Source organism: Pseudomonas silensiensis, assembly GCF_050434865.1.
In the GTDB taxonomy this organism is placed as follows: domain Bacteria; phylum Pseudomonadota; class Gammaproteobacteria; order Pseudomonadales; family Pseudomonadaceae; genus Aquipseudomonas; species Aquipseudomonas fluorescens_W.
Window position 1 is genome coordinate 69,050 of record NZ_JBNDJH010000008.1, and the last position, 16,140, is coordinate 85,189.

7 protein-coding genes are annotated in these 16,140 nt (G+C 61.0%); 1 reads left to right on the forward strand and 6 read right to left on the reverse strand.

Features of this window, described 5'->3' with window-relative positions; all coding sequences use genetic code 11:
- Positions 1-228: 228 nt before the first annotated feature.
- Positions 229-5,844: a putative Ig domain-containing protein gene (locus QF010_RS13770; RefSeq protein WP_429533313.1), complete on the reverse strand. Its 5,616-nt coding sequence runs from the start codon at positions 5,842-5,844 to the stop codon at positions 229-231.
- Positions 5,845-6,353: 509 nt separating this feature from the next.
- On the opposite strand from QF010_RS13770, the gene QF010_RS13775 reads away from it, so the two are divergent.
- The gene (locus tag QF010_RS13775) at positions 6,354-8,963 is read left to right on the forward strand and encodes a bifunctional diguanylate cyclase/phosphodiesterase (protein ID WP_429533314.1); all 2,610 of its coding nucleotides are present in this window, start codon (positions 6,354-6,356) and stop codon (positions 8,961-8,963) included.
- A gap of 19 nt (positions 8,964-8,982) precedes the next feature.
- Here QF010_RS13775 and QF010_RS13780 read toward each other — a convergent pair whose 3' ends face one another.
- The 5 genes from QF010_RS13780 to QF010_RS13800 all read right to left on the reverse strand — a co-directional run bounded on the left by QF010_RS13780 (position 8,983) and on the right by QF010_RS13800 (position 16,130).
- Positions 8,983-9,765 carry an alpha-amylase family protein gene (locus QF010_RS13780; RefSeq protein WP_429513056.1) on the reverse strand — a complete coding sequence of 261 codons (783 nt, stop codon included), beginning with the start codon at positions 9,763-9,765 and terminating at the stop codon, positions 8,983-8,985.
- A gap of 77 nt (positions 9,766-9,842) precedes the next feature.
- Positions 9,843-10,817 (reverse strand): alginate O-acetyltransferase AlgX-related protein, encoded by a 975-nt coding sequence (locus QF010_RS13785; RefSeq protein WP_429509983.1) that lies wholly within the window; start codon positions 10,815-10,817, stop codon positions 9,843-9,845.
- Complete coding sequence (locus tag QF010_RS13790; RefSeq protein ID WP_429509985.1) at positions 10,814-11,467, reverse strand: alginate O-acetyltransferase AlgF; 654 nt, start codon at positions 11,465-11,467, stop codon at positions 10,814-10,816. Before QF010_RS13790 ends, QF010_RS13785 begins: the two co-directional genes overlap by 4 nt.
- 8 nt (positions 11,468-11,475) lie before the next feature.
- Positions 11,476-14,019, reverse strand: a complete 2,544-nt coding sequence (locus QF010_RS13795) for a bacteriophage N4 adsorption protein A (RefSeq protein WP_429533315.1) — start codon at positions 14,017-14,019, stop codon at positions 11,476-11,478.
- Positions 14,016-16,130, reverse strand: coding sequence for a glycosyl transferase family protein (locus QF010_RS13800; RefSeq protein WP_033054851.1), 2,115 nt, complete (start codon positions 16,128-16,130; stop codon positions 14,016-14,018). Before QF010_RS13800 ends, QF010_RS13795 begins: the two co-directional genes overlap by 4 nt.
- Positions 16,131-16,140 lie beyond the last annotated feature (10 nt).

Genomic DNA, 16,140 nt, shown 5'->3' on the forward strand with positions numbered 1-16,140 from the left:
CGGGCAGAGAATGCCTCACGTCTCTGACCTACGCCCACCCCTTCAAGTCTAAACATACAAGCGAACCTGCTCGCGAAAGCGGTGGGTCAGCTTGCATCAATGCTGAATGGGCCGCCGTTATCGCGAGCAGGCTCGCACATTGTTGATCGGTGGTGGTCCTGGATTTTTGAGCACTGCAAAATCCCTGTGGGAGCAAGCAGGCTTGCTCCCACAGGGTGTTGACTTGACTCAGGCGGTAAAATCGCTGGCGTGCAGCTCCTTGACGCCCACCATTTGGACTTCGAACTCGGGGGTGGCGTCGGCGTTGACACTGCCATAGAGAATGCCATCGGCAAAGCGCAGTTGGCCGGTAGCGTTGGTGGGGTCAAAGGCGTTGCTGCCGATGAAGGTGAAGGCGTCCATGTTGGCGGTCAGCGGGTTGGCGTCCAGTCCGGTGAAATCCAGATGATCGCCCTCGGTGGTCTTGAAGCCGTTGACCACATCGTGCAAAGCCCCGACGCCCATGTCCGACAGCGCACCAAACGCATAGGTATCCGCGCCAGTGCCACCGGTAAGGTTGTCGGTGCCTGCACCGCCGATCAGTCGGTCATCGCCCGAACCGCCCACCAGCGTGTCGTTGCCCGCACCACCGCTCAGAACGTTCGCCGCGCTGTTGCCCGACAGAGTGTCGCCGTAGGCGCTTCCCGTCAGGTTTTCGACGAACTTCAAGGTGTCGAGCCCGGAACCCCCGGTGTTTTGTTGTGCGGACGTCGAGAGGTTTGCGGTAACGCCGGACAGGGCGCGTTCAAAAGACACCGTGTCATTGCCATCGCGCCCGTCCAGCACGTTGTTGCCGGCTCCGGCGAACAGCGTGTTGTCCAGCGCGTTGCCCGTGCCATTGGCGGCGCCAGTGCTATCGATATAAAGACGCTCGACGTTGTTGCCGAGGGTATAGGCCGCCAGTCTGCTGTGCACGCTGTCGATCCCTCCAGGCACCGCATTGCTGTTGGTCTCGATCACGGAGTCATCGGCGTTGTCGACATAGTAGGTGTCGTTGCCATCGCCGCCGCTCATGCTGTCGGCTCCTGCGGCGCCATCGAGCACGTTGGCGGCGGCATTGCCGGTGATGAAGTTGCGCAGTTCATTACCGGTGCCGTCGATGTCCGACACGCCGGTGAGCACCAGATTTTCGAGATTGGCACCCAGGGTCCAGCTGACCGAGGCCTGCACCGCATCGATCTGCGATGGCGAGGAGTTGGTTTCCGTCACGCTGTCGGACGCGTTATCGACCACATAGATGTCGTTGCCGTCGCCACCGGTCATGGAGTCGGCACCCAGGTCACCATCGAGTGTGTCGTTGCCCGAGCTGCCCACCAGGGTATCGTCCTGGTCAGTGCCGGAAATCATCCCGCCCTGGTTTTGAGCGTTGTCGAAAATCGCCTGTACGCTGTTGTTGTCGCTGGGGTCACCTTGAAAACCAAGGTCACCGGCGATGTAGTCGGCCAGGCGCTGGCCGACGATTTCCGCCGATTCCTCGTGCAGGTGCCAGACGTCGTCGGGATACACCAGCGGATCGACTTCGTAGCGCAAGGGCAGGTCGGTGTAGTCCACTGCCAGCTTGACGTCGGCACGCTCGGTGGCAATGGCTTCCTGGACGCCGCGGACATAGCCTACGCCCTCGACGATGGAGGCAATTTTCTCTTCGGAATAACCCCGGGCACGTGCCGCATCCTCCTGGTAGTGACCGGTTTCCATGATGTACACGCCGAAGTTGCCGAACTGGGCATGCAGGTAGTCAAACACCTTCAGGGTCGCGTCTTTGTAGGCAGCGGCGGCCGCTGTTTTGTCCGTGGCACGGCCGATCTCCTGGGCGGCTTCCTCGCCCTGGCCCCAAATGATGCCCATGGTGACGTTATCGATCGATTTCAGTTCGCTGAGCTGGTCGCCCAGCAACGCGGCGGCACGCAACAGTGCAGGCCCGGGCTGGTTGGTGTCGGTCAACCACCAGCACAACTTGAGTTCCTCGGCGCTCATGGTCGACAGGCCGTTGACCGTGCTGCCTCCCACCGCGAGGTCGATGCCATTGCCATCGGCATCGGTGAACTGGCTACGCACGTCATAAGGGGTGTAGCGGTCCAGGTCCTTGACCAGCATCGAGGTGCCGGACTGATCGTCGTCCTCCGTCATGCGCAACAGGCGCGCATTGGATTGGCCGAGGGTGGGCAGGTAGAGGATGTCCTGTTGGGCGCGCTCGCCGAACACGAAGTCGCTGGCGGTCAGGGTGTTGAGGTAGTTGCCGTTGAGGGCGATTTCAAAACGATTGCCATCGGCATCCACGTCGGCGGATTTGATGTAGGTCTTGTCACCGGCCGTGTTGAGGGTCATGTACAACGTGTGATTACTGCCATCGCCGAGGCCGACAAAGCCCAGGCCCGACACATCGATCTTGTCGACGCCCGCGGTGAAGTCATAAATCGTATCGGTGGCCGTGATGCCGCCGGCGTCGTAGTCGCGGTAGCTGTCGAGCACATTGGTGTAGCGGAAGGTGTCGGCACCGTCACCGCCGTACATTGCGTCACGTCCGGCGCCGCCGTCGACGATGTCCGCGCCGGTGCCAGCCTTGATTGTGTCGTTGCCACCGAGGCCGAGGATCAGGTCCGCGCCCGCCGTGCCGTTGAGGGTTTCGGCATTGTTGGTGCCGGTGATGGTGTTGGCAGGCGCATCGGCCACCGCCAGGGCGAAGCTGTCGCTGACCGAAGCACCGGAGGGATCGGTGGCCTTGACCAGTACGCTGTAATTGCCCGAAGCCGTGCTGATCGGCGTGCCGCTGAACGTCAGGCTGGTGGCGTTGAAACTCAACCACGCGGGCAGGGCGCTACCGTCGGCGAGGGTTGCGGTGTAGGTCAACGCATCCTGGTCGGCGTCGGTGAAGCTGTCATGGGTGACGGTGTAATTGAACGGCGTGCTTTCGGTGGCGTTCTGGTCGAGGAGGGGTATGGTCACCACCGGCGCTGAATTGCTGGACGCGTTCTGGCCGGCGAAAACAAAATGACTCGCCGTCAGGCTGCTCACCAGGTTGCCTGCCATCGACACTTCGAAGCGGTTGCCGTTGGCGTCGACAGTGAGATCCTTGAGGTAGGTGCGGTTGCTCGAAGCGCTGTAGGTCAATTGCAGCGTGCCGTTCAGGCCGTTGCCCAGGGCCGTGTAGCCGAGCGCCGAGACATCGATCTTGTCGGCGGCCACGTCGAAATCGAGGATCTGGTCACTGACGCTGGTGGAGCTGGTGCGGTAGCTGTCGAGTGTTGAGGTGTAGCGGAACACATCGGCGCCTGCACCGCCGGTGAGTTTGTCCACGCCGGTGCCACCGACCAGGATGTCATTGCCGGCGCCGCCATTAAGAGTGTCGTTACCCGCGCCACCGAACAGTTGTTCGTTGGCTGCGGTGCCGGTCAGGGTGTCATTGTTCGGCGTGCCGTTGATCACAGTGGGTGAGGCGGGCACGTCCTGCACGGCGAGGGTAAAGCTGTCGCTGACGGTGGCGTTGCTGCCGTCGGCCGCGGTGACCTGTATGGAGTAGGTACCCGAGGCGGTGTCGTTGGGTGTGCCGCTGAACGTACGAGTCGCGGCATCGAATGTCAGCCAGCCGGGCAGGGCGCTGCCATCGGCCAGTTTGGCGGTGTAGCTGAGGCTGTCGTTATCCGGATCGGTGAAGCTGGTGGCCGGAACCACATAGCTGAACGAAGTGTTTTCGCTCGCGTTTTGATCCAGCAACGCCGTTGCCACCACCGGCGCATGGTTGACCGTTGGCGTAGTGGCGAAGACGAAATTGGCGCTGGTCAGCTTGTCGACGTAGTTGCCGTTCAGCGTGATTTCAAAGCGGTTGCCATCGGCGTCGGCGGTCAGGGACTTGATGTAAGTCTTGGTGCCGGCACTGTTGAGCACCACGGACACGGTGTTGTTCTTGCCATCCCCCAGGCCGGTGAAACCTATGGCCGAGAGGTCGATCTTGTCGGCGCTGATATCGAAATCGGTGATCACGTCGCTAAGGTTGGCGCCGCCGGTGTTGTAGTTGTGGTAGCTGTCCAGGCGACTGGAGAACACAAAGGTGTCCGCTCCGGCGCCACCGGTGAGGGTGTCCATGCCGGCACCGCCGTCGAGTTTGTCGTCGCCCGCGCCGCCACTGAGGCTGTCGTTACCCGCCAGGCCGAGCAAGGTCTCGGCCGAATCGGTACCCAGCAGCGAGTCGCTGGCGCTGGTGCCGGTGACCACCCGATTGAAGATGAAGTTACTGGCGGTCAGAGTGCTGGCGAGATTGCCCGAGAGAATCAACTCGAAGCGATTGCCGCTGGCGTCGGCATCGTAGTCCTTGATGTAGGTGCGGTCGTTGCTGGCGCTGTAGCTGACCTGCAGGGTGCCGCCACGGCCATTGCCCAGGCCGGTGAAGCCTAGGCCGGCGAGGTCGATCTTGTCCTGGGTGACGTCGAAGTCGGTGATGGTGTCATCGAAGCTTGCGGTTGCGTTGCGGTAACTGTCGGACTGAGCGACGAAACGGAACGTATCGGCGCCGGTACCGCCGGTGAGTTTGTCGGTGCCTGCACCGCCCACCAGAATGTCAGCACCGGCCCCGCCATTGATGGTGTCGTTGCCGGCACCACCGTAGAAAATCTCGCTTTCGGCGCTGCCCAGCAGGGTGTCGTTACCAGCCGTGCCTTGCACAGTGATCATCGGCACCGTGTCGCTGACGTAGCTGCCGTCGCCATAGACCAGCGTGGCGCCCTTGCTGGTGTGGCTGATGGTGTTGCCAATAATGGCGTTGCGATCGGTGCCGTTTTCATCGCGCTCTGCAACACCGTAGGTCGACAGGTTGCTGCCGCTGATGAGGTTGCCCTGGATCGTGTTGTCGCTGCCGTTGAAGTACTTGCCGGACACGCCCAGGGTGTCGTCGTAGGACTGGATGATGATTTCCGGTACGGGGTTGCCCAGGGAGTTGTTGTTGAGCGTGTTGTCGATGATCTCGACGTGGTTGCTGCCGTAGACGCGGATCCCGGCGCTGGTGTTGTCGTGGATATTGACGTCGCTGACGGTCACCTCGCTGGACAGCTTGATCAGCACCCCTTCGGCGCCGTTGCCGTACACCTCGCCACCGGTGATGGTGATGTTGCTGGGGGAGGGGATGTCCTCGCTGCCGCGCTGCACCACGATGCCATTGCCGCCATTGTTGTAGGCAACGTTGTTGGTGAGGGTGAAGTCGTGGGTACTGGTGACGACGTTGAAACCGTGGCGATCATTGTCGTAGGCAACGTTGTTTTCGAAGGTGCTGTCGCTGAGGAAGTCAGCCACGAAGCCGTCCAGGCCATTGCCGTGGGACACGCTGTTCTTGATGACCATGTTGACGGTTTGCTCGTGGGGGTCGAAACCGTACCCGGAGCAATCCTTGATCTCGACGCTGTCGAGGGTGACGTTGGAGTCGTAGCCTTCCTGGCCGGGAATGAAGCCGTTGAACCAACCGTCGACCTTGCCGGTGGTGTGGTCACGGTTGCCGTCGATGGTGAGGTTGCTGACACCAAAGTCGTGGGTTTCTTCGCCATAGGCCGAGCGGATGACACCCGTGATCTTGGTGTCGGAGCCGTCAGCTACCTTGACGGTGGTTTCGCCCATGCCGTCGCCGTACAGGTAGACGTTGCTCTTGAGCATCAGGCAACCGTCGGAGGGTTCCTCGCCTCCCGAAACGATGTAAGTGCCGGTCGGCACATACACCTGCCCCCCACCTGCCGCGGCGGCTGCATCAATTGCACTTTGTATCGCCGCGGTGTCATCAGTGATGCCATCTCCTTTGGCGCCAAAATTTTGTACGTTAAAAATCATGAGCTTATCTCCGTATCGGGCTAAAACGTCAAAAGCTGCCAATATTCCATCGACGACCAACGTGTTAGGGCCCAGCGGAGCGCGAAAGTTGTGACCGCATATCGGGGAAGTGTCAAAAAATCGCACTAACTGATCAGCGGTTGTGAACCTATTCGAAAAAACAACGTTCTGTTGACGCTCGCTCAGAGAGCGAACAAGCCCGCGGCCACAGGCTCCGCGATTACCGACGTCGAGATCGAGAAGCCTTTTATCCATCAGGCTGGCGTTGCGCTCAGGATTGGCTTGTCTCGCAAGACTCGACCGTTGAGCGGTTGAAGGCGATAGAGGGTCAAGGCATCGACCGTCGGGCCGATAAGTTCAACAAGTACATGACGGACTGATCCTGCCAACAGTCCGGAGCTGAAGGCGAGGAATCACTTCGAGTCAGGGAGCATTTTCAACGCATGTTTTTTTAAAGCCTGCGTCGTCTCCTGTGCTGGCCTGTAGCCGTTGCACCGCCTGGAAGCCCTATGAAAAGCAAGTCTCTCGACCCTCTGCCGCAGATGCGAACCTCCAATCTTTCCCTGACCCGCAGGTCTTTGACGGGCTTCTCTTGCCTGTTGTTGTCGATCTTCCTGTTGGCCAGCACCTTGATTGTTTACATCGCCTTCGAGCAAAACCAGGACGCCGAGCGCCGCAGTCGCTTCTATGCGGAAAAGGCCATGCAGTCCCTGGAGAAGTCGGTTCTTTTGACGATCAAGGACTACGCATTCTGGGGCGACGCCTATGAGCACCTGCACAGGACGGTGGATACCGACTGGGCATTTGTCAGCCAGAATGCCGGCTCGACGCTGTTTGAGGATTTCGGGTTCGAGGGCGTGTTTGTGATCGATCCGACCGATCGTACGGTCTACTCGGTCATCAATGGGCAGCTGGAGTCGGTCACCGCTGAAGACTGGTTGAAACAACCCATCACCGCGCTCATCGAACGTGCTCGCATCGATGTCGAAAACGAAAAACCCATCAAGGCGTTTCTCGATGTCGACGGCACCCCGGTGTTGGTCGCTGCCGCGCCCCTGACGCCTGGTACTAACCCCCAGGTCGAAACGGATGACAGGCCAGCCTCAATACTGTTGTTCGTCTCCAGGCTCGATGCTGCCCGATTGAGCACCATTGCCAATGATTTCGGGATTGCGCAATTGCGCGTGGCCTCAGGTGATAGTGCAACGCTGGGCACATCGTTTTTGCGTCTGGGGGAAACCGGTACGGCAGGCACCCTGCAGTGGACACCGGCGCAGCCGGGGTATCGGTTGATGACCGTGGTGTTGCCGCTGATTGGTATAGCGGGGCTGATTATCGGAATAATGACCTGGTTTTTTCAGCGGCGTATCACGGCGGCTGCGCAAGTGATGGATGCCAGTTACACCTCTGTGCAGGTCAGTCGCATGGCGTTGGCGGCCAGTGAGGCGCGGTTTCGTGATGTCGCCGAAGCGTCCTCCGACTGGATTTGGGAAATCGATACCGGGTTGCGCTTCACCTACCTGTCAGAGCGCTTCGAAACCGTGACGGGACTGCGCAGGGCCGAGTGTCTTGGCCGGCCTATCGATGACTTGCTGGTGTCTGATCAGGGCCCGCTTTCCCAGTGGTTGAAAAACCACTCGCGACGGGCCAATGCCATCTTGCAATGCAGTTATCTGGCAGGGGACGGGCAAGCCAGGATTTTCCGTCTTTCCGTGCGAGAGATGGAGGGGCTGGGCTATCGCGGCACGGCCTGCGATATCACCGAAGAAGTGGCGGCCCGCCGACGGATCGAATACCTGTCGCAACACGATGCGCTGACGGGCCTGGCGAATCGCGCCCGGATGCAGGAATTCCTCGATGGCAAACTCAAGGCTGCGCCGACTCTGGCCGATCCGTTGGTCATGCTCAGCGTCGACCTGGATCGCTTCAAACCGGTGAACGATTTGCTCGGGCACGCCGCCGGCGATCAAGTGCTCAACGAGGTCTCCAAAAGGCTGGGGCAGTGCTTGCGCGCCGATGACCTGGTCGCGCGAATCGGTGGCGACGAGTTTGTGCTGGTGGTGGCGAATATGGTTTCTCAGGATGAGGTCGAGCACCTGTGCCAGCGCCTGATCGACTGCATCGAACAGCCGTTCCAGATTAATGAGCATGAGGTGTTTATCAGTGCCAGCATCGGCATTGCCATGGCACCGGCTGACGCCACCCTGGCCGATGAGCTGCTGCGCTATGCCGACATCGCGCTGTATGAAGCCAAGGATGCAGGACGCAATACCTGGCGTTTTTACGCGGGCGACATGAATGCTCGAATCCTCGATCGTCGTCAGTTGGAAAGCGATCTGCGTCACGCGATCAAACATGATGAGTTGCGTCTGCACTTTCAGCCGCGCTATCAGATTGCGGGCAGGGTCATGGCCGGTGCCGAAGCGCTGGTACGGTGGGAGCACCCGGTGAGAGGGCTGTTGTCGCCCGACGTTTTCATTCCCATTGCGGAAGAAACCGGGTTGATTCTGCCGCTGAGCAACTGGGTGCTGCACACCGCTTGCAGGGCCGCGTCGACCTGGCCCGAAGAGCTCTTTGTCTCGGTAAACCTGTCGCCGACAGAGTTTCAGCGCGGGCAACTGGTGTCCAGGGTTCAGGCGGTGTTGGCGCAGACCGGTTTGAATCCGGCGCGACTGGAATTGGAACTGACCGAGAATGTCATGCTGGACGACGCCAAGGGCGCGCTGCAAATCATGCACGACTTGAAAGCCTTGGGTGTCCGCCTGGCAATGGACGATTTCGGCACCGGCTACTCGTCATTGAGCTACCTGCGTTCATTTCCTTTCGATGGGTTGAAGATCGATCGCAGCTTTATTTCCGGGCTGGCTGCCAGCGGTGATGATCAGTCGATCATCGAGGCCATCGTCGGGCTGGGCAGGGCACTGTCGCTGACCGTCACGGCGGAGGGGGTGGAAACGATCGAGCAACTTCAGGCGTTGCAGGATGCGCGGTGCGATGAGGTTCAAGGGTATTTCTTGAGCCGGCCTATGGATGCGCAGGCGATTGGACAGTTGATTGACGTCCACGCGAAGCATTCAGGGCTGCGAGCGCTGGCCGAAAGCGCTCACGCTGAAGTTTGACACGTCAGCTGCGCACGCTTCACTGCGCCAGTTGCTCGACCAACTCTGGCGTCACGTAGTGCGGCCCATCGAACAGGTAGAGCGGATATCCGTCATAGGCCGCCAGTTGCGGTTTGAGCTCGGCAGCGGTCGCGGAGCGGAAGCCGCCGCCAAAGTTGGGGCGGAAGGCTTCGACGATGATCCGCACACGGTCTTTGCCCAGGCGCTGGCGCAGGGCGTCGGCGTAGGTTCGGGCAACCGGTGCAGTGCGGGCGTAGACGCCAACACCGTCCTGGAAGAACACGCCGATGTCATTCGGCAGCCACTGCTTGAGCCATTCGGCGGTGGCGACAGGGCCGATATTGGCACCGTCATACACGCTGATCCACAACGGTCGCGGCAGCTTGGCCAGCAGCGCGGGCAGGTCTTTGGCGCGGGTCCAGCTGGGGTCGACTTCAGCCGGGAAATACCAACCGGTCACGTGCAACGGCGTAGGCAATTTGGCGATCCGTTCCGAGACAGCGGCCAGTTGCTCGATGTTGTCCCGTGAGCGGTTCTCGCTGAAATAACCCGCCAGCCCCAGGATCACATCCTGCGCCCAGGGTGCCTTGGCGATGCGCGCCCAATCGGGCAGCACCGGTACGGCGGGCAGGCCGGTACCGGGAACGAAGGCCTGATCGTCGACGACTGTCCATTGCACCAGCAGCTCACGCGCGCCCAGTTTTTCCCAGTGTCCGCGGATACCGACGGTCTTGTTGTCCGGCTGCCAGACGATGCCGACAATCCCCGGATCCAGGGCCTTGGTCTTCGTTACGTAGAGCATGCTGGTACCTGCGCTGATGGTGACGGCAATCAATAAAGCAGCAACGGTCGCACGACTGACGGTGTAGCCGAAGATGTTCACGGAAGTGCCTTTTGAATACGTTGATGCCATTGGCTCAGCGAGGTGACGCCTTTGGCGTTCCAGTTGGCTGCCGCATCAGGGCCAAGGTGGAACTGGCCCTCGTTGAATTGCCAGACGATCACTTGCGGCTTGTGCTGGGCAAAATCCGCCGACTCCAGGTATTGCAGCAGCGTAGCCCACGGACCGACGTCGCCGGGGTTCCAGGTCAGTGCGACGGGACGGTCCAGGGCATTTGAGAGCTTCTGGGTAAAACCCAGGTAAGGCTGGACAAAGCTGTTGCCGATAACCTGGACCGGTGACGGCGCATCGTCGATCAGCAAGTCGTTTTCGGCCTGATGGCGAACGGTGTAGATGTCGCGACCAATCGCCTTGCGCTTGATCGCTGGCAGAAAATTGCTGGCCAGGTCGCCAAACGCGCGTCTGTCGAACCATTGGCCCAGCACCGCGCCACCACCGGGGTCACCTCGCAGGCGGTAGCGCTCGGTAATCAGTTGCGCCGTGGAGTCGGCGGTGTTTTCGGCGCTCCAGGCTGTCCAGTGGTAGTCGGCGCGGTAAAACGCGGTCTGTTTGCCTTGCTCGGTCCGTTGCAGGATCGGCTTGATGTTCAGCGTGGTCAGACCTGCTTGGGTCAAGTCGTTTTGCAGGTGGTCATAACGCTGCATCACGGCCACGCTCAAGGGTTGATCGGCGGGCAGCCGCTGGGCATAAAACGGCGCTTTCATCGGCACCACCAACACGACCAGCCCAATGTGTTCGCGTTGAAGTTGCTGCTGGAGTTCTTTGACCAGTGCAACGCTGCGGGCAGTGCCGGTGTTGTCGACCTTGCTCAGGCTTTCCCAGGCCGGGAATAACCAGCCGCCGTTGCCGGTGATCACCGCCGAGGCGGCTTGAACGCAAGTGCCCGACAGACTCAACAACAGGCCGGCGATCAGGGCGGGAACCGGTAGGCGACACTTCAATTGAAGGGTCATGGCGCGGTCTGGTCGACAAGGCCGATCAGGCGTGGGGCCTGGCGGGAGCCGATCAAGAACAGGCTATAACGATCGCCGGCTTTGAAGGGCGCGAGCTTCATCGGCAGGCTTGCGTTCTCATTGCAGGTGGCAATCAGCGTTGCCTGCACCGGGTTGATCGTGCGCTGGGCTTGCCCGTTGAACGGTAGCTGGTTGAACACAGGAGCACCGTTGGCGAGTTTGACCTCGGCCTTTTCGCAACCGTTGGCCAGGTTGTAGACATTGAGTTCGGCGCGCAGGTCTTTACCGCGCAGCGGCGGGTCGATGACCAGGCGTGGCGCCCGTGCCGGGTCGCTGTCGAGAATCAGCGTGACCCACGCACTTTTGGGTGCGCTGAGGCCTTTTATCTCGCGACCATTGATGCTCACCTGTAGCGGCTGCAGCGAGTCCACGACCTGAAACGGGCTGGCCAAGGCGGTTGAGGCGGCAAGGGCAAAACTCGGGCCTTGGCCGACCCGGACCTGCATGGCGGTATCGGACGGATTGACCACCCGCACCCAGGCCGAACCCTCGGGCAGTTTCGGCGCATACAGCTGGGCGATTTCAGGGGCCGCTTGTGCCCCCATTGAGACCAGGCCAAGACCCAGCCACAAACACATTCGAACGTTCATGCAAGTCCTCAATAGGAATAGGTCAGGCGCGCGAACACGCCTTCAGCGTTGTCTTCGCCCAGCACCTTCACGCGGTATTGCAGGGAAAAATCCACATAGGAGCGGGGGGCGTTGTACGCATCTTCGCGAAACCAGTACCGCACGTTGTTGCCCACGCCGATGCCCCCGGCCTTGCCGGATGACGAGCTCGTGCTGCCGTCGGCAGCGGTTTCGCTGTTCATCTTCGAGTCGTAGTCGAACGCGGCCACCACATGAGGGAACGTCACCCAGCGCGAGCCCGCGCCGCCGATGGCGTAGCTGCGGCCCACCTGCCATTCGCTGTTGAAGTAGTTGCGCGAGTCGTTGACGTAATGTCCGGCTTCGGCGAACAACTGCGAGGTCCACCAGCTGTCGGCATCGACCCGCAGATCGGTGCCGATGCTGGAGCCGTAGCCCAGGCGCAGCAACCAGTCACCGTCGACGTCCGACGAACCCAACGGGAAGGTGCGCTCGACGGCGGCCATCACGTTCAGTGAGGTGAACGGTTTGACCCGCACACCCACGGCGCCTTGCAAGGCGTCGAAACCGGTATCCGAATCGCCGTTCTTGCTCCACAAGGTGTCGGTGACCCGTCCGTAGAGTTCGACAAACCGTGCGTTGCGGTAGCCCAAGGGACGCCAGGAAAGCTCGGTGCTGTTTTGCACATTGTCATTGCTGCTACTGCCGCCGCTCGGTGCTGAGCTCAGGCCGCTGCTGGTGCTGTTGCCGCGATAACTGGTGGTGTTGGTCAAGCCCCAGGTGCGCGACACATCGGCCACGGCGCGGCGGGTGTCGAACAGCTGCTGCTCGGACATGTCTAGTTCACCGGCATTTTTCGCGTCGATGACTCGCTTGAAGTAGGTGACAGCTTGCTCGTCGTCATTGACCCGCATGGCGTTATAGGCCGCATCCTGCGTGGCTGTTGGCGTGAGGCGGGTGTCGGAATCGGCTTTGCGGAACGAAGTGTGGGCAGCGTCATCGTCGCCGGCCTGGACCGACAGATAGGCGATTTGCAGTTCGCTCATCGATTCGAGTTCGCCGGTATCACGCGCTTGTTGCAGGCGTTCGCGTGCAGTCCGACGCTGGCCGATGGCGGCATACAGACTGGCTTCTTCGTAAGCGGGTAGGCTGCCTGACGCTAAGGCCTGAGTGAAGTCCCTGCGAGCGCCGGCATCGTCACCCGATTGCTGGCGCAGACGACCCCGTTGGGCCAGCAGCCGCGCGTCATCGCCGGTGACTTTTAGACCGTCGCTGGCTGCCGCGATGGCTTCGGGCACACGCTTCTGATCACTCAGGGCGCTGACCAGCAGTCGGCGGTACGCCGGATTCTGTGGCGCGCGGGCAATGGCTTCGTTCGCCAGGGCAACCGCCGTCGCAGGGTCTTTGCGGGCCAGGGCCGCATAGGCCTGGCCGGCCATGTCGGTGCCGCCGTCACGCTGGTTGCCAGGCCAGATATCACAGACCAGGCCGAAGGCCGTTTCCTGACAGTTCAGTGCCGGGGCAGGGAAGTGGGCAATAACGTTGGCGCCGTTGTTTTTCTGCCGCAACGCCATACGGGCGGCGGTGCGGCGGCGGGCCACTTCACCGCCTTCATCGTCGGCCAATGGCTGCAGATGATCGAGCGCTTGTTGCGGCTCGCCATGGGCCAGTGCGGCGTCGGCGGCGAAGAAACGAATGTCACGGGTTTCCGCTTCCAGCAGGCCATCGATGGCCAGGGCGTGATTCAGGTCAGCCTGGGCTGCCTGAGTTTTACCCTGACGATCACGGGCGTAGCTGCGCAGAATCCATGGAGCGATTTCCCCATCGTCTTGCGCCAAAGCGCCTGACGCGGCCTGTTCTGCAGCAGGGTAGTCCTTGGCAGCGAGGAGGGCACTGATCAGCAGTTGCTGATTGGCACCGATTTCCGGAGCCCAGGCGACGGCTTTTCTGGCCTGGTCCACGGCCACGGACACCCGGCCTTGCTCCAGGGCACGATAACCCTCAACCGCCAGCGGGGCGGCCAATTGACGACGAATCGCTTCGCGACGCATCAGCAACGTATCGTCGTCCGGGAACACGGCCAGTGCCTGGGTGGTGGCTTGATCCGCTTCCTGCAAATGCTGTTGGCGCTGCAAGGACTCGATCAGCAGCAATCGATAATCCATGCGTTTGGGTGCCTGGGCGATGGCTTTGCGTGACGCCTGGGCAGCCGTGCCGAAGTCATCGCGATCGTAGGCCTTGAACGCCTGGGCCGCGGCGCCGAAGCCTGGGGCCTGACGCGACTGCGGGTAGCGTTTGGGATGATCACGCAGTTCCTTGTCGCGCTGAGCCAGCGCAATCAAGGTGTTCAAACGGGTGATGTCAGCTCGCTGACGCAAGACTTCGCGGGCCTTGGCGATGGCCAGGTCGTAATCTTTGCGCTCGTAGGCGCTGTAGGCCTCGTTGGCGGTGACATAGGCCGGGCCGGTCAACGGCAGCGGCAACGTCTCGGCAAAAGCAAGCGCAGGTAACAGGCTTAGCCCCGTGGCCATGAGGGTCAGGAAGGGGCGATTCATGCCGGAAGCTCCGCAGGGTAGTGGCTGTGCTGACGCGCCACGGCCTTTTCGATGGTGGAGCGGGGCAGCACGCCGCTGTCGACCAGATAGTCGCCGATGCGTCCATGACGCTGCGGGCGGTACTGCAACATGGTGCGATTGAATACGTCGCGATCCAGCAGGCCCATTTCGATCAACAAGTCACCCAGCAGTGGCGCGCAGGCATCCGGCACAGACTGGCCTTCGCGCACGTTCAGTTGACGCAACTGCGCGACGATTTCGCTTTCCCGGGCAATCAACTGCACCGGTTCGCCACCCAACACCTCGCTGACCTGTTGCAGACCTTCGGCCGGCAACGGGCTGGCCACGGCAAGTTGTGCTCGGCCGTCGGCATTCAAGCCAACCGGCACCACGCGCCAGCGCAGAGCGAATTCATCGTCCAGGGTAAGGGTCGACGCCTGCGCCTTGTTGGCCACATCGAACACCCGCGGCAGATCGTTCTGAAAGGCGATGGCTTCCGCCAGTGTTTCGTCGTCCAGCCAGCCATTGCTGAGCAAGATCCGCCCCAAGGGCATGTGCCGGGTTTTCTGTTCGTCGAGTGCGCTTTGCAGGTCGGTTTCGTTGATCGCCTGCCAGGACAGCAACACGCTGCCCAATTTGCGCGGTGCGAAGGCAACCAGGTCGGTGGACGGGAAGTCGTGCATGGTCTTGTCCCACACCAGTTTGCGGTTCATCACCTTGCCGACGATGAACATGCGCCAGGCGCGGGAGGCGGCCATGAAGTTGACGAAGTTGCCCACCACCATGCGCGGAAGTGACAGCAATCCATGCTGCCAGCCGTACAGCACGGTGGTGAAATAGCAGCGGTGCGCGATACGCCAGACCAGCGCGATACCGTTGGCCAGCAGCAAGTATTTGATGAAGCCGTTGGTTTCAAACGGCGTCGGGAAGCTCACATCCCACAGGCCACTCTGGCGCAGGACGACCAGGCCCAGCAGCTGGACCAGAATCACGTAGGCGATGATGCTGACGAACGCCGTCACCACGCCCTTGCGGTCACGAAACAGCAGATAACGGTTGGCCAGCGAACCGCTCCAGCCCATTTGCTCCCAGCCTTGCAGGCCGATGCCCAGGGTCCAGCGGGCTTTCTGGCGGAATGCGGTACGGAAGGTATCGGGAAAGAATTCGCGCACGCACAACGGCATCTTCAGGGTCGATTCGTAAGGCTTGCGGAACCATGATTTGCGCAACACGCGAAACTGCACCGGGAAACGCACGAAGATCGCGTTCATGCCGACCTTGGCCAGGCGTGCGCCGACGTCGTAGTCCTCGGTGAGGCTGTCCGTGTTGAACGGCTGGTTCTGGGTTTCCCCGGCCAGCACTCGCAGGGCACGGTGGGAGAAACAGGTGCCGACCCCGGCAGACGGCACCGTATCGGTCATGCTTTCACGCACCACCAAATCCTTGCCATGCCATTCGGCGAATTCGTCCATGTAGGTGCCGGCCACCCATTCGTACCAGTTGCGCTCCAGCGAAACCACAGGCAACTGGATCATGTCCTTACGCGGCAGCAAGTAGTTGAACAGGCGCAATTCCAGCGGGTGCAGCACGTCTTCGCTGTCGTGCAATACGACGCCAGCGAAGGTCATGCCGTGGGTTTTCTCGTGCAGGAAGATCGCCTGGATCACCCAGTTCAGGCAGTCGGCCTTGCAGGTCGGCCCGGCATGCGGGACTTCCACGCGATGCAGCTGCTTGTAGCGCCGACGCATGCGTTCCACTTCATCGATGGTGCGCTGGTCATTGATGTAGGTGCCGACGAAGACAACATAGTTCTGGTAATCCAGGGTCGACACCATGTTCTCGATCATCGGTGCGATGACGTCATATTCCAGCCAGGCCGGGACCATGATCGCCAACGGCTGTTCATCCCGAGCCATCAGTTGCTCGGCGGTCAGCGGCCGGTATTTGCGATCCACGGTGAACTTGCGAAACAGGCGGCGAGACCAGTACCACAGGTCAATGAACAAATCGTCCAGGCTGGAAATCAGGATCAGCACCGCGATCACGATGGTCGAGATTTCCAGGAAGCTGTAGTAGTGGGCCAGCCAATAGGGCCAATAAAGCGACGTCATCGAAAGGTAC